General features: G+C 61.7%; 19 protein-coding genes and 1 tRNA gene. 11 read left to right on the top strand and 9 right to left on the bottom strand.

Going from position 1 to position 21266, the window contains the following annotated elements:
* Positions 1-40 precede the first annotated feature (40 nt).
* From gspL to RYH70_RS10165, 4 genes are read left to right on the top strand one after another with little or no spacing between them, the layout of a single operon-like run.
* Positions 41-1243: a type II secretion system protein GspL gene (gene gspL / locus RYH70_RS10150; RefSeq protein ID WP_022995927.1), complete on the top strand. Its 1203-nt coding sequence runs from the start codon at positions 41-43 to the stop codon at positions 1241-1243.
* Entirely contained in the window at positions 1240-1770 is a 531-nt protein-coding gene (gspM, locus tag RYH70_RS10155) for a type II secretion system protein GspM (RefSeq protein ID WP_022995928.1), read from the top strand. The genes gspL and gspM overlap by 4 nt, the downstream gene beginning before the upstream one ends.
* Positions 1771-1773: 3 nt before the next feature.
* Positions 1774-2514 carry a lipoprotein intramolecular transacylase Lit gene (locus RYH70_RS10160; RefSeq protein WP_055100049.1) on the top strand — a complete coding sequence of 247 codons (741 nt, stop codon included), beginning with the start codon at positions 1774-1776 and terminating at the stop codon, positions 2512-2514.
* A complete protein-coding gene (locus tag RYH70_RS10165) occupies positions 2511-4562 on the top strand; it encodes a PEP-utilizing enzyme (RefSeq protein ID WP_284455863.1) in 2052 nt (683 codons plus the stop codon). Before RYH70_RS10160 ends, RYH70_RS10165 begins: the two co-directional genes overlap by 4 nt.
* Here the strand turns inward: RYH70_RS10165 and metH are convergent.
* A complete protein-coding gene (gene metH, locus RYH70_RS10170) occupies positions 4559-8260 on the bottom strand; it encodes a methionine synthase (protein WP_080530944.1) in 3702 nt (1233 codons plus the stop codon). The two genes, RYH70_RS10165 and metH, sit on opposite strands and share 4 nt — an antisense overlap.
* 276 nt (positions 8261-8536) lie before the next feature.
* Here metH and RYH70_RS10175 point away from each other — a divergent pair, with 276 nt between their 5' ends.
* Positions 8537-9316: a DUF481 domain-containing protein gene (locus RYH70_RS10175; protein WP_244168525.1), complete on the top strand. Its 780-nt coding sequence runs from the start codon at positions 8537-8539 to the stop codon at positions 9314-9316.
* Positions 9317-9358: 42 nt separating this feature from the next.
* On the opposite strand, the gene RYH70_RS10180 is transcribed toward RYH70_RS10175, so the two are convergent.
* Positions 9359-9435: transfer RNA gene (locus tag RYH70_RS10180), tRNA-Pro, on the bottom strand.
* A gap of 132 nt (positions 9436-9567) precedes the next feature.
* On the opposite strand from RYH70_RS10180, the gene RYH70_RS10185 reads away from it, so the two are divergent.
* Positions 9568-10692, top strand: a complete 1125-nt coding sequence (locus tag RYH70_RS10185) for a methyltransferase (RefSeq protein ID WP_284455537.1) — start codon at positions 9568-9570, stop codon at positions 10690-10692.
* Here the strand turns inward: RYH70_RS10185 and mtnC are convergent.
* The 5 genes from mtnC to RYH70_RS10210 all read right to left on the bottom strand — a co-directional run bounded on the left by mtnC (position 10674) and on the right by RYH70_RS10210 (position 14161).
* Entirely contained in the window at positions 10674-11351 is a 678-nt protein-coding gene (mtnC, locus tag RYH70_RS10190; protein WP_055100044.1) for an acireductone synthase, read from the bottom strand. The genes RYH70_RS10185 and mtnC overlap by 19 nt on opposite strands.
* Positions 11352-11355: 4 nt before the next feature.
* Positions 11356-11901 carry a 1,2-dihydroxy-3-keto-5-methylthiopentene dioxygenase gene (locus RYH70_RS10195; protein ID WP_284455536.1) on the bottom strand — a complete coding sequence of 182 codons (546 nt, stop codon included), beginning with the start codon at positions 11899-11901 and terminating at the stop codon, positions 11356-11358.
* 53 nt (positions 11902-11954) lie between these two features.
* Positions 11955-12584 (bottom strand): methylthioribulose 1-phosphate dehydratase, encoded by a 630-nt coding sequence (locus RYH70_RS10200; RefSeq protein ID WP_063139571.1) that lies wholly within the window; start codon positions 12582-12584, stop codon positions 11955-11957.
* On the bottom strand, positions 12581-13618 hold the full coding sequence (gene mtnA, locus RYH70_RS10205) for an S-methyl-5-thioribose-1-phosphate isomerase (RefSeq protein ID WP_284455535.1): 1038 nt from the start codon (positions 13616-13618) through the stop codon (positions 12581-12583). The genes RYH70_RS10200 and mtnA overlap by 4 nt, the downstream gene beginning before the upstream one ends.
* Positions 13619-13735: 117 nt before the next feature.
* Positions 13736-14161, bottom strand: a complete 426-nt coding sequence (locus tag RYH70_RS10210) for a hypothetical protein (RefSeq protein ID WP_055100111.1) — start codon at positions 14159-14161, stop codon at positions 13736-13738.
* 357 nt (positions 14162-14518) lie between these two features.
* On the opposite strand from RYH70_RS10210, the gene RYH70_RS10215 reads away from it, so the two are divergent.
* A complete protein-coding gene (locus RYH70_RS10215) occupies positions 14519-14992 on the top strand; it encodes a DUF2489 domain-containing protein (protein ID WP_317010143.1) in 474 nt (157 codons plus the stop codon).
* A gap of 115 nt (positions 14993-15107) precedes the next feature.
* Positions 15108-15776, top strand: coding sequence for a hypothetical protein (locus RYH70_RS10220; protein WP_022995940.1), 669 nt, complete (start codon positions 15108-15110; stop codon positions 15774-15776).
* A gap of 46 nt (positions 15777-15822) precedes the next feature.
* On the opposite strand, the gene RYH70_RS10225 is transcribed toward RYH70_RS10220, so the two are convergent.
* Positions 15823-16467: a hypothetical protein gene (locus RYH70_RS10225; protein ID WP_022995941.1), complete on the bottom strand. Its 645-nt coding sequence runs from the start codon at positions 16465-16467 to the stop codon at positions 15823-15825.
* Positions 16468-16672: 205 nt separating this feature from the next.
* Here RYH70_RS10225 and RYH70_RS10230 point away from each other — a divergent pair, with 205 nt between their 5' ends.
* The 3 genes from RYH70_RS10230 (at position 16673) to thrH (ending at position 19455) form a co-directional block, all read left to right on the top strand.
* A complete protein-coding gene (locus RYH70_RS10230; RefSeq protein WP_022995942.1) occupies positions 16673-17587 on the top strand; it encodes a 5'-nucleotidase in 915 nt (304 codons plus the stop codon).
* 110 nt (positions 17588-17697) lie between these two features.
* Positions 17698-18672 (top strand): HTH-type transcriptional regulator CysB, encoded by a 975-nt coding sequence (cysB, locus tag RYH70_RS10235; RefSeq protein WP_026949316.1) that lies wholly within the window; start codon positions 17698-17700, stop codon positions 18670-18672.
* A gap of 165 nt (positions 18673-18837) precedes the next feature.
* Entirely contained in the window at positions 18838-19455 is a 618-nt protein-coding gene (gene thrH / locus RYH70_RS10240; RefSeq protein WP_022995944.1) for a bifunctional phosphoserine phosphatase/homoserine phosphotransferase ThrH, read from the top strand.
* A gap of 91 nt (positions 19456-19546) precedes the next feature.
* On the opposite strand, the gene nhaB is transcribed toward thrH, so the two are convergent.
* A complete protein-coding gene (gene nhaB / locus RYH70_RS10245) occupies positions 19547-21139 on the bottom strand; it encodes a sodium/proton antiporter NhaB (protein ID WP_317010144.1) in 1593 nt (530 codons plus the stop codon).
* Positions 21140-21266: the final 127 nt, after the last annotated feature.

Genomic DNA, 21266 nt, shown 5'->3' on the forward strand with positions numbered 1-21266 from the left:
CCCGTTGCGGCGGTTAAATAAACGGAAAAGGACGAAATTTGTGGCCACAGCACTGATTTATCTGGCCCCGGGGGCATTCCGTAACGGACTCGCCGAAAGCCCGGCGCTGTACCAGGAATCGCCGGCGGACCCGGTGAGCGAGGGCAGTCTGTCACAGGCTCTGGAGGTCCTGCATGGGAGCAGTGCACGGATCGTCATTAGCGGCGCCGATGCCCTGTGCACCCATGTCAATCTGTCGCGGAAGCAGGCACGTCATCTGCAAAGGGTGTTGCCGTTTCTGCTGGAGGAGCAATTGCTGGATGCTCCCGAGCGGCTTTGGTTCGCCGCCGGCAAGGGTGACCACGGCCGCTATCCGGTCACCGTGGTGGACCGGGAAGCCGTGGACGCGCTGCTGACCTTGTCCAGGGATGCGCAGGTGCACATCACCAGCATTAAATCCTTGGGGGACGTGCTGGCCCACGGCGCGCCCGTGGCGGTGGCGGTACCTGGCTGCCAGACACTGGTGCTGGATCGGGAGCGGGCCCTCGGCTACGCGGACGAAGCCCAACTGAACTCGCTGATGGCACTGTGCGCGACTCCGGAATCGGAGGGGTTCGAGATCACCGGGGAGCCGGCCCCAAACGACCCGGAACAGCCCCTGGCTCGCGTGGAGTCCCCCACCGCCCTGTTTCAGCAGCTTCGGGATGGCCTCAGTGACTCCAGCGCCGTGGAGATCCTGCAGGGGGCCCTGGCACCACGCCAGAATCGCCGCGGCGGCCCCTCGCCCTGGACGCCGTGGAAACCGGTGCTGGGATTGGCCGCGGCGGTGTTCGTCTTGTCCCTGGTCGCCTTGGGCGTCCAGACCTGGCGCTACGAACGGGCCGCGGACCAGGCTCTCGCCGACGCCGGCAAACTCTACCAAAGCCTGTTCCCGGGGGATCGGGCCACCGCCGGTTTGCGGCGGCAATTCGAAGCCCGGCTGGCCCGCCTTTCCAGCGGCGGTGGCGCCACCGGCAATGCCAGGTTGTTCCAGGTGCTGCCCTCGGTGGCGGCGGTGCTTTCCGCCAGCGAAGTGGAACCCAAACGGCTGCAGTTCGATGAGCGTCAGGGTAATCTGCTGCTGGATCTGGGCGCCAAGGAATACGCCGACCTGGAGAAACTGCAAACCGCATTACGGGAAAAGGGCGTCAATGCGTCCATCGCCAACTATCGCAATGGGCCCAATGGGGTCACCGCGCGTATTCGGGTGGAGCAGGCCGGATGAAACAGCAATTAGAGCAAGCCCGAAGCCAATTGAACAAGCGGTTGCAGCCCGCCTTTGAATGGTACGCCTCCAGGGAACCCCGGGAGCAAACCATTCTGCAGTTGCTCGCCGCGGTCATCGTGTTGTTCCTGATTTACGCACTGATCTGGCAGCCAATCTGGAACGCACGGGAATCCGCCCGTCAGCGTTACGTCGCCAATGAGCAAACCCGTCAGTGGATCGAACTGAATGCGCCGGCGGTACGCGCAGCCCGGGGCCAAAGCGACAATCGCGACAAGGCCAGCGCCTTCGGCGATAACTGGGTTAGCGAGATCAGTCGTTCGGCTCAGAACCACGGCCTTACCCTGCAAGGGTTCACTCCCGACGGTGACCGCTCGGTGAGGATTCAGTTGGAAGACCAGCCCGCCAACGCCGTGCTGATCTGGCTGCATTTCCTCGAAGAGCAGGGCCTCAACCTGGGCACCCTGGAACTGGGGCCGGGCAACGAGTCCGGCACCGCCACGCTACGTGCGTCTCTGAGCCGCTAGTCGATGAAGGGGCGCGTTGGTGGCGCCGCCGCCCTGGCGGCCTGGTGGCTGTATACCCTCAACGCCATGGTCCTGGCGCTTGGCGTCAGTTGGGGATTCTATAGCCTGTGCGACTATGGCTACTCGTTCTGGTATCCAACCCTGGATATTGAGGAGCACATCCAGGAATACGGTCCTCAGAACCGATACCGTAGGGACTTCGAACGGCTCGAGGCGGAGCAATATCAGGCGCTGTTCCACCAAATCCGCAATGCCGTCCACAACAACGGCGAGGGGTTGGAAGACATCCACTATCCCAATCGCCTGGAACAACCCGTTCCGCTGCTGCGGGAGGCGGAAATCCTGCACCTCAGGGATGTGGCTCATCTTATCCGTATGGGAACGGTGATCACGTTGATTGCCGCCTGTCTCTGGTGGCCGTTGGCCCTATGGGTGCGGTGTCAGCACCGCCCGCCCGCTGGCAGTCGCCTGATTGCCCTGGCCGCGCCGTTGCTGGGACTGGCGGGTTGGCTGCTGGTGGCCGGCCCGGAGGCGGTGTTTTACCAGTTTCATATCTGGCTCTTTCCACCCGAACATGAATGGTTTTTCTACTGGCAGGATTCACTCATGAGCACATTGATGAAAGCGCCAGTGCTGTTCGGCGGTATCGCTCTGGTGCTGTCCGTCGGAGTTGCCATACTGACACCCGTGATTTATTTCACCGGTCTGCGGCTGGCGGGACGGGGGAGTCCTGCCAGCGCATGAGTGGTATCGAAGTACTGGGTCCGGACGCCAGCGGGGCCGAGAATGTTCAGCGCTGGGCGGCATCAGGGTTGCCGATACCACCGAGCTGGCGGGTCAGCCGGGAGGCGGTGCTGGCACTGCAGGTGGATGATCTCGCCCGCCGCCTGCGTGCTTTACCGCGCATGTTCGGTCGACAACGTCGCTGGGTGCTGCATCACGGTGTGATGAATCCTCGCTCCAGACGGGAAAGCCTGCTGAAGCTGGACAGTGACCAAGCGCTGGCCCGCGCCCTTCATCAGTTGTTCGAACACCGCCCCGGCCCGGATCACGCCATAATCCAGGCATTGCCGAATTTGCAGGCCGCCGGAGTTCTGTTTACCCGCCATCCGTTGCGCCAGGATCTGTCCCACATGGTGGTGGAGGGCGTTCGCGCCGGAGCAGGGCAGCGGCAGCGGCTGGTGTTCGACGCGGATGGACGGTTGGTACATCGTGGTGACGGCTCCCCGGCTCTGGACCGGATCGTACCCGCGGAAGCTCTGGTGACCCTGGGACAGATGCTGCGCAACCGGTTTGATCATCCGCAGGCCGGCGAGTGGGTATATGACGGCGAGCGGATCTGGCTGTTGCAGAGCCTGCCCGTGGGTTCACTACCAGTGCCCGAGGAAGCCTGGAACCGTCGGGCCGGCGGTGCCTTGTTCAATCAGGCTCTGACCCCCCTGTGGTATACCCTGGAAGGGCGCTGGCTGAAAACCGCCTTTTGGTGGCCTCTGGCTCGCCGTTACGGTTGGAAGGAACTGGAGAACGTCGAGCCTTACCGGCGTCAGCACAGCCATTTGTACAGTAACGGGCTTTACTTCCGGCGCCTGGCGGAAACCTGGCCGGCGGCCTGGCTACAGGTGCCACCCGCCTGGCAGCCACCGGAGTCTCTGGACGATGCAACCACCCGCCGTCGGCTTTCACCGCCACGCCGGCGCTGGCGGTGGGCTCTGGCGGTACTGGAGCACCGCCAGAAACAGCTCCAGCTGAAACATGAGCGGGCCGTGGGCGACCGGGATGCCCTCTGGCACCAGCTTATCGAACTGGATCGCATTGGCGAACGCCTGGCCCGCCTGGAAGGCCGTTTGTGTTATCTGTGGTTGCCGGAATTGTCGCATTACCATGCCCAGCCCTTTCCACTCACATCACTGCTGACGGCCTCTGAATTGCGGGCTCTGGATCAGGCCCTTAATTTGAAAATGGGGGATCGGGGAAAGAGGGATGAAGGGGACACAGGAGAGGGACCGGAGCTGGCGACGCTGCGCCCGGGCGATGATCCGGTGCACGCATCCGTTCAGGACAGTCCTTCCCTGAAAGCGGTATTGGAGGCAGCCGGGGAACGGCGGCGGCGTCATGATCCTGGCGACCGGTTGGATACGGAGATAGCCGCCTGGTTGTCGGTGGCAAAGCGGGCGCGGGCATTGCGCCAGAAACTGGCGGAACAACTGCGGGGATGGCTGGTTCATGCCGCCCGCGAACTGGTATCGCAGGAGTTACTGGCCCATCCGGACGATATCCATTTTCTATACTTCGATGAGCTGTGGATCTTGTGGATGCAGCGCCGTATTCCCAAATCCGCCGCCGGGCGCATCATCGCCCAACGCAAGGTCCGCTATTTGGAAGACGCTCTGGTCGGCGCGCCGGACTGGAAAATGGATCGCATCGGCTATGGTTTCGGGGGCAGCCCCTCCGAACCTTTATTGCTCGGACTGCCATTGGTGGCGGGTCGGGTGGAGGGACCGGTACGCCGAATCTGCAGTGCCTGGGCACTGAACAACATCCGGCCCGGGGACGTGCTGGTGCTGGACGAAGCGGACGCCGCCTGGACCCCCTGGCTGGCCCGCGCCAGCGCCTTGATCCTGAGCCGCCGGGACCCGGCCAACCCCGCCGCCAGCCTGGCCCGGGCCTGCGGCATCCCGGCGGTATGGGGGTTGGCCGATGCCTTGCACGGCGTGCGCGACGAGGAGAGGGTGGCCCTGGACGGCGCGGCGGGCACCGTGGCCCGGAACGCGCCGCCTGGGCCGGGCGGCTAGTCCTCGTCGATATAGCCGAGCAAGTGAGGAACCATCTTCTCGATTTCCTTTCGGCTCATCCCCTTACGGGCGGCGTAGTCGTCCATTTGATCCTTGCCGAGCTTTCCAGTACCGAAGTACTTGGCTTCCGGGTGAGAGAAGTACCAACCGGATACCGCCGCCGCAGGGAACATGGCGTAGTGATCGGTAAGCGTCATGCCGGCGTTTTTTTCCGGCTCAAGCAGCTCCCACAGCAAGGCTTTCTCGGTGTGATCCGGGCAGGCCGGGTAACCGGGGGCGGGGCGAATGCCCCGGTATTGCTCGGAAATCAGAGCGTCATTATCCAGAGTCTCGTCCGCGGCGTATCCCCAGAACTCCTTGCGCACCCGTTCATGCAGGCGTTCGGCGAACGCCTCGGCAAGCCGGTCCGCCAAGGCCTTGAGCATGATCGCGGAATAATCGTCATGGTCCGCCTCGAAGCGCGCCACATGCTCATCGATACCAATGCCGGTAGTAACCGCGAAGCCGCCCAGCCAGTCCTGTTTGCCGCTGTCTTTCGGCGCGATGAAATCACTCAGGCAATAGTCCGGTTTATCGTTCTTTTCCCGGTCCAGTTGCTGGCGCAGGTGATGCAGCGTCATGAACGGCTCGGCATCGCCAGGCTGTCGGAACAGTTGAATATCGTCCATGTCCGATTGCGCTGGCCAGAAGCCGATCACGCCCCGCGCGGTGAGCCATTTTTCCTTGAGCAGGCGGTCCAGCATGGCGCGCGCGTCCTGGTAAAGCCGGGTGGCTTCCTCGCCCACCACTTCGTCCTCGAGAATACGGGGGAAGCGGCCGGCCAGTTCCCAGGAGCGGAAAAACGGCGTCCAGTCGATGCGCTCCACCAGCTCTTCCAGAGGATAATCGTCAAACACCTTGAGGCCCTTGATCTTCGGCTCCGGCGGTGTGTAGTTACTCCAGTCCGGCTGGAACCGGTGTTGCCGGGCCTTGTCGATGCTCACCAGGGAGCGGTCCACCTGCTGTTGCTTGCGTCGTTCGCGCAGCTCCTGGTAGGTGGCCTTGGTCTCTTCCACGTAACCGTCTTTCTGAGTATCGGACAGTAACCGGGAAACCACGCCAACGGCACGGGAAGCGTCCGCCACATGGACCACGGCATGGCGATAGTTGGGGTCGATCTTTACCGCGGTGTGGATGCGGCTGGTGGTGGCGCCGCCGATCATCAATGGCAGATCCATCTCCAGGCGTTCCATTTCACTGGCCACATGGACCATTTCGTCCAGGGATGGGGTGATCAAGCCGGACAGACCGATGATGTCCACCTTTTCCGCACGGGCGGTTTCAAGGATTTTATCGCAGGGCACCATGACACCGAGGTCGATGACCTCGTAGCCGTTGCACTGCAGCACCACGCCAACGATGTTCTTGCCGATGTCGTGAACATCCCCCTTCACCGTGGCCATCAGAATGCGCCCGTTGGACTCATCCTGGGTGCCCATTTCCTCTTTTTCCTTTTCCATGAACGGCAGCAAATAGGCCACCGCCTTTTTCATTACCCGGGCGGATTTCACCACCTGGGGCAGGAACATCTTACCGGCGCCGAAAAGGTCGCCAACCACGTTCATGCCGTCCATCAGCGGGCCTTCGATCACGTGCAGAGGGCGCTCCGCCCGAAGCCGGGCCTCCTCGGTATCGCTTTCCACATGGTCGGTGATGCCTTTGACCAGGGCGTGCTCGAGCCGTTTCTCCACCGGCCAGGAGCGCCATTCCTGATCTTCCTTCTTGGTTTCCTCATCGCCGCTGTCACGGTATTTTTCGGCCAGATCGAGAAGACGTTCAGTGCCATCTTCCCGGCGATTCAGTACCACGTCTTCCACAGCGTCGCGCAGTTCCGCCGGAATGTCCGCGTAAATCGCCAATTGCGACGGGTTGACGATACCCATGTCCATGCCATTTTGGATGGCGTGGTATAAAAACACCGCGTGAATCGCCTCGCGCACCGGGTTGTTGCCCCGGAACGAGAAACTCACGTTGGAGACACCGCCGGAAATCAGGGCGTGGGGCAGGGTGCGTTTGATCTCCGCCACGGCCTCGATGAAGTCCACCGCGTAATTGTTGTGTTCCTCGATGCCGGTGGCGATGGCGAAGATGTTCGGGTCAAAGATAATGTCTTCCGGCGGGAAGCCCACCTCTTCGGTCAGCAGCTTGTAGGCGCGGCTGCAGATCGCCACCTTCTGCTCACGGGTTTCCGCCTGGCCGTCCTCATCGAACGCCATCACCACGGTGGCGGCGCCATAGCGGCGGATCAGCCGAGCCTGATTCAGGAACGCCTCTTCACCTTCCTTGAGGGAGATGGAGTTCACCACCCCCTTGCCCTGAATGCATTTCAGGCCGGCTTCGATCACCTCCCACTTGGAGGAATCGATCATGATCGGCACTTTGGAAATTTCCGGTTCCGAGGCCACCAGATTGAGGAACCGGACCATGCACTCGAGCGAATCGAGCATGCCCTCGTCCATGTTGATATCGATGATCTGGGCGCCGTTTTCCACCTGGTCCCGGGCCACATCCAGGGCGGTATCGTAGTCGCCTTCCTTGATCAGGCGCAGAAAGCGTTTGGAACCGGTGACATTGGTGCGCTCGCCCACGTTCACGAACAGGGAATCGGGTGCGATGCTGCATGGCTCCAGGCCGGACAGGCGGCATTGCACCGGGATCGCGGGCAGGGCACGGGGGGCACAGTCCCGCACCGCCGCCGCCATGGCGGCGATGTGTTCCGGGGTGGTGCCACAGCAGCCGCCGATAATGTTAAGAAAGCCTTTTTGTGCCCAACCACGGATTTCCTTCGCCATGGTGTCCGGATCCAGGTCGTACTCGCCCATTTCGTTGGGCAGTCCGGCATTGGGGTGGGCGGAGACGTGGAATTCGGAAATGCGCGACAGCTCTTCGATGTAAGGGCGCAGCTCCATGGGGCCCAAAGCGCAGTTCAGGCCGATGGAAATCGGTCTGGCATGGCGCAGCGAATTATAGAAAGCCTCGGTGGTCTGCCCGGTAAGCGTACGGCCGGAGGCATCGGTAATGGTGCCGGAAATCATTACCGGCAGATCGAGGCCTCGCTCGTAACAGTACTGATCCACCGCGAACACCGCGGCCTTGGCGTTCAAAGTATCGAAGATGGTTTCGATCAGAATCAGATCCGAACCACCCTGGACCAGACCGTCCACGGCTTCCAGATACGCTTCCACCAAGGTGTCGAAGTTGACGTTGCGGTAGCTGGGGTCGTTCACATCCGGGCTGATACTGGCGGTGCGGTTGGTGGGGCCAAGAACCCCGGCGACGAACCGCGGCCGTTCCGGCGTGGCCACCGCGTCGGCGGCGCGACGGGCCACCTCGGCGGAGGCCTTGTTCAATTCATGGGCCAGCGCCTGCATGTCGTAGTCCGCCATGGCGATGGCGGTACTGTTGAAAGAGTTGGTCTCGATGATATCGGCACCGGCTTCCAGGTAGGCGCGATGCAACGCCTCGATTTTTTCCGGCTGAGTAATGGACAGAAGGTCGTTATTGCCCTTCAGATCGCAGTGCCAGTCCGCGTACTGAGCGCCCCGGTAGTCTTCTTCGCTGAGCTTGAGGCGCTGGATCATGGTGCCCATGCCCCCGTCCAGGATGACGATGCGATCCTGCAGAAGAGAGGCGAGCTGCGCGCGGCGTTGGTTGGACATGAACTGCTCCGTTGGGTGACCGGGGGCGCATTATAGCGGCTGGGACGGTGTTGCCCAACGCACCCGAGTGCCCGCTATACTGAGCGCCGTTGCCATGATCTTACTCATGGTGCTTTCGGCGAGGGCCGGATTGTGACCGGTTGATAGCCATATTGTAAAAAAAACCGCCAATGCACTGTATACGGTGGGGCAGGCGCGCGCGTTTGCGCATAATGCGCCCTTTTACCGTCAATGGCCCCGGAACGGGCTTTGAATCATCAACATAGCGTAGGAGGCATGATGCGCAAACAATGCTTTGTCCTGGCATGCGCCCTGGCGGCGGGGCCAACCCTGAGTCACGCCCAGGAGTCGGAAGAAGCCGCCAAACCGCGTGGCTGGGACATCGAACTGGAAGGCTCGTACCTTCTGAAGTCCGGCAACACCCGCTCCCAGAACCTCGCCGCCGCGGCAAATCTGACCCACGATGGCCGGGTGTGGCGCCATACCGGCAAAATGGAAGCGGTCAATGAGATGTCTCGCAATGACGACACCCGCGAGGATGAGCGCACCGCCGAACGCTATTACGGTTCCTACAAGCTGGATCGCAAGTTCGGAGACCTTGGCCGGAACTACATCTTCAATATCGTGACCTACGATAAAGATAACTTCTCCGGCTACCATTACCAGGCCAGCTATGCCATTGGTCTTGGCCGCCGTTTCCTGGATACGGAAACCCACACTCTGGACCTGGAAGCCGGTCCCGGTTACCGCGTGGACTGCCTCGATCCCTCTGATTCCTACACCAGCTGCGAGGATACCGAGGAGAGTCTGATCGGCCGTTTCGCCGCCAAATACGAGTGGAAGATCTCCGAAACCGCTTCCTTCAAGGAAGATTTCACCACCGAAGTGGGCGATGAGAACACCGTGGTGCGGGCGGAAACCTCGCTGACGTCCAAGATCAACGATCATTTCTCACTACGGCTCAGCCATCTGCTGAAGCGTAACTCCAAGGTGCCGGATGACGGCAGTCACCGCAGCGACCAGGAAACCCGGGTCTCCGTGGTCTACACTTTCTGATCGACATAAAAAAAGCCGGCCCGAGGGCCGGCTTTTTTTATTTGGTCGGAGTAGCAGGATTCGAACCTGCGACCCCTACGTCCCGAACGTAGTGCTCTACCAGGCTGAGCTATACTCCGAATGTGGGGGCGTATTCTAGCAGCGAATTTTCAGAATGCTACTGTTTTGCAACGGGAATTTATCCGGTTGTCCATATTCTGCTCAATTCCCCGTACAATGCGCCTTCCCAGCCCTGCCTGATAGCCGTTTTGATGCCCGAATTACCTGAACAACTGGACGATCTGCGCCTGCGACGCTGGCCCCGCCGGCGCGATGAGCGCCTGCAAGCCTGGGACGCGGCGGACCGGTATTTGCTCAAGACCTTGCAAGAGCAGGGGGCGGGGCCGGCCACACTGGTGGTAAACGACCAATGCGGCGCCTTGTGGTTGACGGCGCTGCGGCGTGGCCCTGCATGCAGCCACGGTGATTCCTGGCTGGCCTGGCGCGCGGCGGTGGCCAACGCCTCCGACAACGCCATGACATTACCGGAAGCCGGCTGGTCGTGGCCTTGGCAAGAGCCTTCGATCCGGCCTGACCAGGTACTGATGCGGGTTCCCAAGGAATTGTCGCTGCTGCAGGCGCAACTGGCCTGGCTGGCGCGGATTCTTCCGGAAGGCACACCGGTCTGGCTTGCCGGGATGGACAAGCACCTGCCGCCGAACCTGGTGCCTTTGATGGAGACTTATCTGGGCAATGGCCGGGCGGAGTTGGGCTGGAAAAAGGCGCGCCGATTCTCGGCTGTTGCCCCGGGCAAGACCCTTGAGCCGGCACCGGAAGCGGCGTTGGTCAGCGTGCCGGAGCGTGGCTGGAAACTGCATACCGGCGCCGGCGTCTTCGGGCGCCAGCATCTGGATATCGGCGCGCGCTTCCTGCTGGACCATCTGCCCCGGCAGGTGGAAGGGGAGATCGCGGATCTGGGGTGCGGTAATGGCGTGCTGGGCCTGACGCTGGCGGCGGACAATCCCCGGGCCCGGGTGACGTTCTGCGATGAATCCTTTCTCGCGGTGGAAAGCGCACGTCGTAACGCGGCCCTTTATATTCCCGACCCAGACCGTTGCCGATTCCATCTCGGCAACGGTCTGGACGGCCTGGAGCAACGGTTTGACCTGATTGTGCTGAACCCGCCGTTCCACCGGGGCCATGCCGTCGACGATCGGGTGGCGTTGACGCTGTTTCGTCATGCCCGGCGGCATTTGGCGGATGCAGGGGCGTTGTGGGTAGTGGCGAATCGGCATTTGCCTTATCGCCCGCCGTTGCGGCGGGCATTCGCTCAAGTGGATGTGGTGGACGGCAACGCCAAATTCATCATCTACCGGTGTCAGAGCTCGATGTCGTAAAAGGTTTCGGCGCGGGCATGCGGGGAGTTCCGCAGAACCTTCTCGCGGTCCAGCAAGGTGGTATTCAAGCCGGCCTCCCGCGCCGCGTCCAGTTCCGCTTCCACGTCGGAGAGAAACAACACCCGCTCAGGAGCCACGCCGATGTCGGCGGTGATACCCCGGTAGCTGTCGGCGTCTTTCTTGCCGCCGCTGGTGGTGTCGTAATAGCCGCTGAACAACGGTGTCAGGTCACCGGCCACACTGTGACCGAAGAACAACTTCTGGGCGGCAATGGAGCCGGACGAATACACGTACAGCTTCAACCCCCGGGCCTGCCACTGCCGGAGCCGTTCCACCGCGTCGGAATACATGTGGGCCTGGTAGTCGCCGTTCTCATAGCCCGTTTGCCAGATCATGCCCTGCAACGTTTTCAGAGATGTGATCTTGCGATCCTCGGCAATCCAGCCCCGGAACAAGGCCGCGGCTTGCTCCGGTGACGCCAGCGGCTGGCCGCTCTCCGCACGGGCCTGGGCCACGCATTCCGCCACGGCGGGCCGCTCCCAATGCGTCCGCAGGAAAGCCTCCATTTCCCGGTCCGCATAGGGAAACAGCACCTCCTTGACGAAGGAGATGCTGCTGGTGGTGCCTTCGATGTCGGTGAGAATGACCTCGATCGCCATCGTCTCAGTTCTCCAGGCGGCTGAACCGGCCGGCGATATCGCTGCCAGTGAAGTTGGCCACCCAGCCTTCCGGATTATTGAACAACCGGATGGCCACGAAATGCGGATTCGGGCCCATGTCGAACCAGTGCGCGGTATTGGCTGGCACGGAGATCAGGTCGCCTTTGGTGCACAACACTTCATAAACCTGATCCTCGATGTGCAAGGTAAACAGCCCCTGACCCTCGACGAAGAAGCGAACCTCGTCTTCCGAGTGGCGGTGCTCGTCCAGGAACTTTTCCCGGAACGCCGCTTTGTCCGGATGATCCGGTTGCATGCTGACCACGTCCACCGTCTGGTAGCCTTCCTCGCGCTTCAGGCGGTCGATGTCCTCGGCATAGGCTTCCAGCACTTCTTCCTGGGGTGGGCTGGCCGTCAACGGCTTGGTTGCCTCCCATTGTTCATAACGGATCCCGACCTTGGCCAGTTCCACCGCCATGGCGGCTTTGCTATCCACCACCAGTTGCGGATTATCCGGCTCACCGTCGCGGAAAATTTTCAGATTACTCATGGGGTGATCCTCGTTAAGAGCCTGTTCACGATCTTTACGCCGGTGGGGCGGGGTCAACCCAGCCGGCGACGATCCAGTTCAATGGCCAGCAGCGTTTCCAATGCTTCCAACTGGCGGTAACAAGTGGCCATATCCGCGGCCCATGTGTACAGACCATGGCCGCGAATCAGGTAAGCATGGCGGGCAAGGCCCTGGTCCATGGCCTGATCCACGCGTGCCGACAGCTCGGCGATATCCTGCGTATTGTCGAACACGGGCAAGGTGACCCGGGTATCGTGGGTGGTGATGCCCTCTAGCGCTTTCAACAGCTCATACCCTTCCAGGGTAAGGTGATCCGCCGGCCAATGCATGGTCAACACGGTGGACGCATGGCTGTGGGTATGCAGCACCGCGCCGACCTGGTCATAACGCTGGTAGAGCTGGGTATGCAACAGGGTTTCTGCCGAGGGCTTGCCATCACCCACCGGGCGGCCCCGCAAATCCACCACCATGATATCGGTTTCCTCCAGCAGCCCCTTGTCCTTGCCAGAACAGGTAATGGCGGCGTGTCCGGCGTTCAACCGTATTGAGTAATTGCTGCTGGTGGCGGGGGACCAGCCGTGTTGATACAGACGGTGGCCAGTGGCCGCCAGGGTGCGGGCGGCTTCACGAAAAGCGGAGATGGAGTAGGGGCGCTGGCTCATGAGGCACTCCGGGCAAAATACGCCGCCATGGCGGTTGGGTCGGGGGACGGGATAACCCCGTTTTCGGTAACGATGGCGCTGATCAAGGCGGCCGGCGTCACATCAAAGGCGGGGTTATAGACCGGGCAGTCCGTCGGGGCGCAGGGCCGCCCCGCTACCTGCCGGACTTCCTCCGCAGGGCGTTGCTCGATGACGATACCGGAACCGTCCTGCATCGCCGCGTCCAGAGTGGAATCCGGCGCCGCGACAATAAAGGGGATGCCATGGTGACGGGCCAGCACGGCCAGGGAATAGGTGCCGATCTTATTGGCGGTATCGCCGTTGGCGGCGATACGGTCGGCGCCGACGATCACCACATCCACCTCGCCCTGGGCCATCAGCATGGCGGCGCAACTGTCCGCCACCAGGGTGACGGGAATGCCGTCCTGCATCAGTTCCCAACTGGTCAGACGAGCCCCTTGCAGCCAGGGGCGGGTCTCGCCGGCATATACCGACCTCAATTGGCCTGCTTCCCAGGCGGAACGGATGATGCCAAGGGCTGTGCCGTGGCCACCGGTGGCCAGAGCGCCGGTGTTGCAGTGGGTATAAACCCGGGCCTCCGGGGGTAGCAGAGACAGACCGGCCTCACCGAGACGCCGGTTGGCGGCCAGATCGTCCCGGTGCAGGCGCTCGGCCTGCTCACTCAGGTGCCGGGCGAGAGCCGCGCCGCTGAGATCGCCGGCGGCCTCACGCATCCGGTCCAGCGCCCAGAACAAATTCACCGCGGTGGGGCGGCTCTCGGCGAGCACCTCGAAGGCCGGCGCCAGCGCCGCCAGGGACGCTTGGTCGCCAAGCCGCTGGGCTTCCAGCGCCAGACCATAGCCGGCGGTGATGCCGATGGCGGGCGCCCCGCGCACTACCATCTCGCGGATGGCATGAGCGGCTTCCCGCGCGTTGGTGATGCGCAGCCAGATAGTGTCGGCGGGCAGGGCGCGCTGATCGAGCAGATCAAGTGCGGTGTCGTGCCAGCGGATCGCGAGACTCGCCAGGGCCATCAATGTCTCCGTGAAAGTAGCGAAAGCGTCACCCGGTCCGGGCCGGGGCGGTTATTCTACAACAGCCATCCGTTACGGAGGCATCTCTTGGGAAGGCCTCTTTTATGGAGGCCTCGTTCACGGAGGATAGTGCAGCGGTTCCCGCCGCCGGCGACGACGAATCCAGTTGACCGCCCGGAACACACTGTGTTGACGAATAATGGCCCTTTCCAGACGGTATTTGCCCGGAAAAGTGCTGACCATGACCGCGATCAGCATGGTCAAAAGGCCTTGTCCGGGCAGAACCAGCATCAGCAGACCCGCCACCAACAACACCACCGCAAGAGCATTGCGCAACGCCCACAACACCCAATGCCCCGGGTGCCGATAGTGAGTGGGGCGCCGCTCGGCGGTGAAATAATCCGCCGGCATGCGAATCACCAGCCAGGGAATGGCCAGGGTGGAAATGACCGCCATCAGCAGCCCGATCAAGGTGAGAGTGGGGAACCACGGTTCCAGGGTTTGTCCCAGTTGATGCAGCCAGGGGGGCAGGCTCAGCGTCACTGCTTGGCTCTCCTCAAATTTTCCTTGCATGGCCTTGGCGTCTGGCACCATTGCCCGAGCATCGCCAGACGGGGCGGGTTGGACGTCTGGCCGGTTGAACCGGTATGTTGCGCTTCGCATGGGGGGTGCCGTGCCGCCTCAAGGACCGGCCCATGACGAGTGAGCCGCCGGCCATGGGACAAGATCGGCGACCCACCCGGCGCAATATGAGACCGGCGATGATGATTTGCAATGCGCCGTCGTACCGCCCATGCGCCGCCGTATAACATGGGACCGTCGGAACGGCCAACCGTGCCGCCGTGGCGGTCCGGTGAGTCGAAAGTAAGCAACGAAGACAGGTGAACCAGGAGAACCTTTATGGGGATGGCCGCGCAATTGGCCCTGGCAATCGGGATCGGTCTGCTGATCGGTGTGCTGTTGGGCCTGCTGATCTGGCGCTGGATGTCACGGCGCCGTGAGGCCGCCCTTGAGCGGCATCGCCACGCCCAGGTGCTGGAAAGCCTGGAGGTGCTCAGCCGCGCTTATATGCAAGGTCAGGTGGATGCCGGTGAAGCCAGTCTGAGGATGGCGGCGCTATTGGACTGTTTGCCAGCGCGGGTCGCGCCGAAAGTGGATCTGGCGGCGATCCACCAGTTGGCCAGCGACTGCGAGAACTTTCACCGGGGCGATGCGCGCAAGGCGCTGACCCCGGCTCAACGTAACCGGGAGGATCTTGATCGCCTGCGTCTGGAAGATGAGCAGGCGAAGGCGTTCATGCAGGCCACCGAGCGGCTTGCTGGTGTGCTGGTGCAATGGCGGCAACAACTTTGTCCGCGCCGGCGGACTGACTGAAAAGACACTCGACTCAGGCGTCACGGCTGCGGGCGCCTTGTATACCATTGGGTATGATCGGCGCTTTCCATTGTTTGCAATCACCTTATCAGTCATTGGAAGCCGAGTTCAGATTATGAGTGACACCTTGTACGTGGCCTTTCCCGCCAGCGAAACACTGTGCCAGCGTATCGATGCCTTTCTTGCCAAGATGCGGGATGACCCGTCTGGCAACCATGCCGCGGACCTGGATGGCATCACCGATCCTTTCATCGACGAAGTCCTGCATACCTACTTCACCGGCCCGATCGAAGCGGTCAATGCGCGCGGCACCGCGGTGAACATGATCATGGGGGCCATGAAGGTGATCCAGAAGGCCGCCCACGGACTGGCCGGCCGTTTGATGCGCAAAGCCAGTGTCGAGGAGCAACAGGCTCTGGCTCAACATTTCAGCTCCTTGCGGCTGGAGAAGGATGGCGGCGTCTTCGTCGGCTACCCGTTGCCAGCGGATCTGGCGGAGCGTGCCAATCAGGTTTTCGAATCCTTCGCCAACGGGGAAGGGGAGATGGCGCAGTTGGTGGAAGTGATGCACGGCATCACCGACGGAGCGATCGAAAACTATCTGGATAAGACTCTGGGCAGCCTGAAACTCGGCGCCATCAACCGCGGCCTGGTGTCCACCGCCCGCGCCACCATCAACAAGGCTTCCGCATCCGCCGTGGACAAGGGGTTGCCCGCCATGGAACGCAGTCACCGCAAGCCGGTGGTGGCGTACTATCAGAGCCTGCTGCATCGATTCGGCTGAACAGGCTCTAACCGCGCCGGCGGCATTACCGCCGACGCGGCTCGGCTCAGGAGGCGTCTTCCTGGGTCGGGGTGGATGAAGTGGATGTGTCTGGAGCACTCTTGGCCCGGGTGGCGGCTTTCTTACGGGTGGCCGCCTTTTTCTTTGCCGGCGTCTTTTTAACCGTGGTTTTTTTCTTGGCGGCGGCCTTCTTCCGGGGCGTGGCGGCTTTCTTCTTCACCGCGGCCTTTTTGGGTTTAGGTGCCGCTTTCGGCGTATCACCGCCAACGCGCTTTTCAATCTCCTTGGCACGCTTTTCCAGATCCTTCTGGTATTGACCGATGACTTTGGCCAGACTGTTGGCTTGCTTGGCGGTGGCCTTGAGCACTTTGACCTCGGTTTCCAGGAAACGCTTGCGGGCTTCCGATTCGTCCACCCGGGAGCGCGCCTCGTCCACTGCCTTGCGGGCGCGATCCAGTTGCCGCTTGACGGTGGCATTGGCTTTCTTCCGGTATTCCGCCTGCAGCTTCTCCAATCGATTGAGCGTATCACGGCGCCGCTCAACCTCCTGATTAAGCCGCTGGCGAGCCTTTTCCAGCTGTTTTTCCAGTTGCGCGATCTGTTTATCCCTTTCGTTATCGAAACGTTCCGCCAGCTTGCGGATCTGTGCCTGCAGATCGTCAAGGCGGCTTCGTACTGTATTCGCGGCCATGGATGACTCCCTTTCCCCGGATGGATGTGTGTGAGGGCGTTGATCAGCACCGGGTTGGAATCCTCCGCGGTGCCACTGAAACTTTATGTCACATCCTGGAGCTGGACAACAGCGCAGCGCCGATGATTCACGTCATTCCGGCAATGCCATTGAGCTTTGCCGGGCCAGCGGAGATACTGCCCGCAGCATAACGGGATAAACGGATATGGCGATTTCCTTTGACGGCAAGCTGGTGGTGGCGATCAGTTCGCGGGCGCTGTTCGATCTCAGCGACAGCCACAAGGTGTACGAAGAGGAAGGGCTGGACGCATTTCAGGAGTACCAGACCGCCCATGAGGACGACATCCTCAAGCCCGGTGACGCCTTTCCTCTGGTGACCAAACTGTTGGCGATCAATCAGTTGGAGCAGGGCCGCGATCGGGTGGAAGTGATTTTGTTGTCTCGCAACAGCTCGGATACCGGCTTGCGCGTATTCAATTCCATAGAGCATTACGGCCTCCCCATCACCCGGGCGGCTTTTGCCGGTGGGCAAAGTCCGCATCGTTATGTCTCGGCTTTTGGCGCCCACCTGTTCCTTTCCACCAGCCCGGATGACGTTCGTCAGGTGCTGGATGCCGGCTTCGCCGCCGCCAATATCCTTTCCGGCGGACCTCTGGAACAACAGGACGATCTCCTTCGTATCGCCTTCGATGGCGACGCGGTGTTGTTTTCCGACGAATCCGAGCGGGTTTTCCAGAGCGCCGGCCTGGAGGCGTTCGCGGAGAGCGAAAAGGCCGCTGCCTGGCAGCCCCTCAGCGACGGGCCGTTCAAGCCTTTTCTGGAGGCGCTGCATCAGATCCAGAAGGCCTTCCCAATGGAGCAATGCCCGATTCGCACCGCTCTGGTCACCGCGCGTTCGGCGCCGGCCCATGAAAGGGTCGTGCGTACCCTGCGGGCCTGGGGGATTCGCCTGGACGAAAGTCTGTTCCTGGGCGGACTGCCGAAAGGGCCGTTTCTACGCGCCTTCGGCGCCGATGTGTTTTTCGATGATCAACAGGGCCACTGCGAATCCGCCCGTGAGCATGTGGCCGCCGGCCATGTTCCGCATGGCATCGCCAATGCGCCGCCGGCGGATCCCTAAGGGCCTGGGGGGCAGTTCACGCGCCTGGTGGAAAAAACGCCGCCCCCTATGCTTTCTCTGAATAGTTCTTTATATTTTTATAACCTGTTCAGCATAGGCCGGGAGCGCCCATGAAACTCCAGCAGCTTCGTTATATCTGGGAAGTGGCCCGCCACGATCTGAATGTGTCCGCCACGGCCCAGGCCCTGTATACCTCGCAGCCCGGCATCAGTAAGCAGATCCGCATGCTGGAGGACGAGTTGGGGGTCGAGGTGTTCGCCCGCAGCGGCAAGCATCTGACCCACGTGACCCCCGCGGGGGAGGCGATCCTGCGTATCGCCGGGGACATCCTCCAGCAGACCGAAGCGATCAAGAGGGTGGCCCAGGAGTTCCGCGATGAGACCAAGGGCGACCTGAGCATTGCCACCACGCATACCCAGGCCCGTTACGCACTGCCCCCGGTAATTCAGAAGTTCACCCAGCGCTTCCCGGACGTCTCCCTGCACATGAATCAGGGCACGCCCATGCAGATTTCCGAGATGGCGGCGGATGGCAGTGTGGACTTCGCCATCGCCACCGAAGCCCTGGATCTGTTTTCCGATCTGGTGATGATGCCGTGCTACCGCTGGAACCGCACCGTGGTGGTGCCGGAAGGGCACCCGCTCACCAAGATCAAGCCGCTGACTCTGGAAGCGCTTGCCGAGTACCCCATCGTCACCTATGTGTTCGGTTTTACCGGCCGCAGCAAGCTGGACGATGCTTTCGCCCGGCAGGGCCTGGAGCCGAAAGTGGTGTTCACCGCCGCCGACGCGGACGTGATCAAGACCTATGTGCGCCTTGGCATGGGGGTGGGGATCGTGGCCCACATGGCGGTGGATCCGGTTCAGGACAAAGGGTTGGTCAATCTGGAAGCCGGCCATCTGTTCGAGCCCAGCACCACCCGGATCGGCTTCCGCAAAGGCACCTTCCTGCGCGGTTTCATGTACGAGTTCATCCAGCTGTTCGCGCCGCATCTGACCCGCGATGTCATTGACGCGGCGGTCCGGGCCAGCACCCGCGAGGAACGCGAGGCGCTGTTTCAGAACATCGAACTGCCCATGCTGTGAGCGCCGGTTCAGGGGCTCCGATCCCCGCCAGCGCGTTGCAAAGCGGCCAGGGCGCGGCTACATTGTGCCGGCCCGGAGACGCCGGGTGGTGCCGGCCCGGAGACGCCGGGACCGCCGTTCGCGGCCAACCACCGTCATCTTCATTCAACCCCAAGGGGGATCAACGTGGAATTGTTATGTCTTGATCTGGAAGGGGTGCTGATCCCCGAGATCTGGATCAACTTCGCCGAGCGCACCGGAATCGAGGAACTGCGGGCCACCACCCGGGACATCCCCGATTACGACGAACTGATGCGAATGCGGCTGGGGCTGCTTGACCAGCACGGCTATGGTCTGCCGGATATCCAGGCGGTGATCGACACCCTGGAACCGCTGGACGGCGCCCGGGCCTTCGTCGATTGGGCGCGGGAGCATTTCCAACTGATCATCCTTTCCGATACCTTTTACGAGTTTGCCTTACCCCTGATGCGCAAGCTGGGTCAGCCGACGCTGTTCTGTCACCGTCTGGAAGTGGACGGTAACGGCCGCATCATCGACTACGTGCTGCGCCAGCAGGATCCCAAGCGAGCCTCGGTCAAGGCACTGCACAGCCTGAACTACCGGGTCATCGCCGCGGGTGACTCCTACAACGACACCACCATGCTGTCCGAGGCGGAGCAGGGCATTCTGTTTCACGCTCCGGACAATGTGATCGCGGAATTTCCTCAGTTCCCGGCGGTACACAGCTACGAGGACCTGAAGAAGGAAATCGTCAAGGCCAGTGAGCGGGATATTCCGCTGTAGGCCGTGCTGACGGCACTTGCCTCGCCATGACACGGCGAAAAAAAGCCCGACCAGCAAGTCGGGCTTTTTAGTGTGAGAGCGGGGGACGGCTTCAGTGTTGGGCGCCGGGCTCACTATCGGACAATTCCGCGGCGCTGTGATGTTCAATCCAGCCGTTCTGGTACATCCATTCGGTGGCGGGCTCCAGCGCCATCACCGTCATCAGCAAGCCGGTAAGACTCATGGTGATGGTGTAGGGCAGAGCCATCATAACCATGCGTCCGTAGGATAACCGCACCAGCGGCGCGAGAGCCGAGGTAAGCAGGAACAGAAATGCGGCCTGACCGTTGGGCGTGGCCACGGAGGGGATATTGGTTCCGGTGTTGATGGCCACGGCCAGCAAATCAAAGGTGTCCCGGTTGATCTCGTTGAGGCGCAGCGCCTGGGCCACCTCATCCACGTAGACTGTGGCCACGAAAACATTGTCGGAGACCGCTGACAGCACACCATTGGCCACATAGAAGGCGGGACCCTGGATATGCTCATCCAGGGTCAGCACGTATTCGATCACCGGCGCGAACAACTGTTGGTCGGCAATGACGGCCACTACCGCGAAGAACACCGTCAACAGGGCGGTGAACGGTAAGGCTTCCTCGAAGGCCTGTCCCAGCCGGTGCTCCTCGATAATGCCGCAGAAGGCGGTGGCGAGGATGATCACGCTGAGTCCCACCAGCCCCACCGAAGCCGCATGGGTCGCCAGTCCCACTACCAGCCAGACGGCTATCAGCCCCTGCACCACCAGATTGACCTTGTCCCGGGTGGTGCGGCGCTGGTCCTGCTCAAGCGCGTGCTGACGCATGATGGAGCGGACCTTTTCAGGAATGTCCTCGCCATAGCCGAAGCTGCCACTGACCTCCAGAAACAGGCAGGTGAGCAGGCCGACCACCAGCACCGGCAGGCTGATCGGCGCCATGCGCAGGAAGAATTCACCAAACTCCCAGTCCGCGCGGGTGGCGATCAACAGATTCTGGGGTTCACCCACCAGGGTGCAGACACCGCCCAGGGCGGTCCCCACGGCGGCATGCATGAGCAGGCTGCGCAGGAAAGCCCGGAAGCGGCGCAAATCTTCCCGGTGCAAATCTTCCACGCTGGTGTCATCGCCATGGTCATGTTTTTGCTGGAACGTCTTGCCGGAGGCCACCTTGTGATAAATACCGTAGAAGCCGGTACAGACGGCGATGACCACGGCGGTCACGGTCAGCGCGTCGAGGAAGGCCGACAACAAAGCGGCGGCGAAGCAGAACAGCAGGCTCAGGCGTACCTTGGAGCGCACGCCGAGCAAAATCCGGGTAAAGGTGTAAAGCAGTAAATCCTTAAGGAAAAAGATGCCGGCCACCATGAAGATCAACAGCAGCAGCACCTCCAGATTACCTTCCACCTTATGCAGCACCGTGGCGGGAGAGGCGAGTCCGATCAGCAGTGCCTCGATGGCCAGCAAGCCGCCTGGCTGCAGCGGATAACACTTCAGCGCCAAGGCCAGGGTAAAGATGAACTCCGCCAGCAGTAACCAGCCGGCCGCTTCCGGCCCGAGCACCCAGGCCACCAGGGGGTTGATGAGCAAAAAGACGACAATGGTGTATTTGTACCAGGCGGGGGCTTGCCCCAGGAAATTCTGGCCGAGGGCACGGCCGATTCGGGCGGACATGACGACGTTTTCCTACAGATTTCGGATCGGATCGGATGGGCGCGGCAATCATAAGCAGTTCAATTCTCACGGTACAGTCAACTAAAGTGCCATGGCGGGCCAAGGCGCGGATTTCCGCTGTGCCCTG

Origin of the sequence: Alloalcanivorax xenomutans, assembly GCF_032810065.1 — a bacterium.
GTDB lineage: Bacteria > Pseudomonadota > Gammaproteobacteria > Pseudomonadales > Alcanivoracaceae > Alloalcanivorax > Alloalcanivorax xenomutans.

Bases quoted from the DNA above. Each gene is read 5' to 3' on its own strand.
- gspM (WP_022995928.1), top strand. From the start codon at position 1,240: ATGAAACAGCAATTAGAGCAAGCCCGAAGCCAATTGAACAAGCGGTTG.
- RYH70_RS10160 (WP_055100049.1), top strand. From the start codon at position 1,774: ATGAAGGGGCGCGTTGGTGGCGCCGCCGCCCTGGCGGCCTGGTGGCTG.
- RYH70_RS10165 (WP_284455863.1), top strand. From the start codon at position 2,511: ATGAGTGGTATCGAAGTACTGGGTCCGGACGCCAGCGGGGCCGAGAAT.
- metH (WP_080530944.1), bottom strand. From the start codon at position 8,260: ATGTCCAACCAACGCCGCGCGCAGCTCGCCTCTCTTCTGCAGGATCGC.
- RYH70_RS10175 (WP_244168525.1), top strand. From the start codon at position 8,537: ATGATGCGCAAACAATGCTTTGTCCTGGCATGCGCCCTGGCGGCGGGG.
- RYH70_RS10185 (WP_284455537.1), top strand. From the start codon at position 9,568: ATGCCCGAATTACCTGAACAACTGGACGATCTGCGCCTGCGACGCTGG.
- mtnC (WP_055100044.1), bottom strand. From the start codon at position 11,351: ATGGCGATCGAGGTCATTCTCACCGACATCGAAGGCACCACCAGCAGC.
- RYH70_RS10195 (WP_284455536.1), bottom strand. From the start codon at position 11,901: ATGAGTAATCTGAAAATTTTCCGCGACGGTGAGCCGGATAATCCGCAA.
- RYH70_RS10200 (WP_063139571.1), bottom strand. From the start codon at position 12,584: ATGAGCCAGCGCCCCTACTCCATCTCCGCTTTTCGTGAAGCCGCCCGC.
- mtnA (WP_284455535.1), bottom strand. From the start codon at position 13,618: ATGGCCCTGGCGAGTCTCGCGATCCGCTGGCACGACACCGCACTTGAT.
- RYH70_RS10215 (WP_317010143.1), top strand. From the start codon at position 14,519: ATGGGGATGGCCGCGCAATTGGCCCTGGCAATCGGGATCGGTCTGCTG.
- RYH70_RS10220 (WP_022995940.1), top strand. From the start codon at position 15,108: ATGAGTGACACCTTGTACGTGGCCTTTCCCGCCAGCGAAACACTGTGC.
- RYH70_RS10225 (WP_022995941.1), bottom strand. From the start codon at position 16,467: ATGGCCGCGAATACAGTACGAAGCCGCCTTGACGATCTGCAGGCACAG.
- RYH70_RS10230 (WP_022995942.1), top strand. From the start codon at position 16,673: ATGGCGATTTCCTTTGACGGCAAGCTGGTGGTGGCGATCAGTTCGCGG.
- cysB (WP_026949316.1), top strand. From the start codon at position 17,698: ATGAAACTCCAGCAGCTTCGTTATATCTGGGAAGTGGCCCGCCACGAT.
- nhaB (WP_317010144.1), bottom strand. From the start codon at position 21,139: ATGTCCGCCCGAATCGGCCGTGCCCTCGGCCAGAATTTCCTGGGGCAA.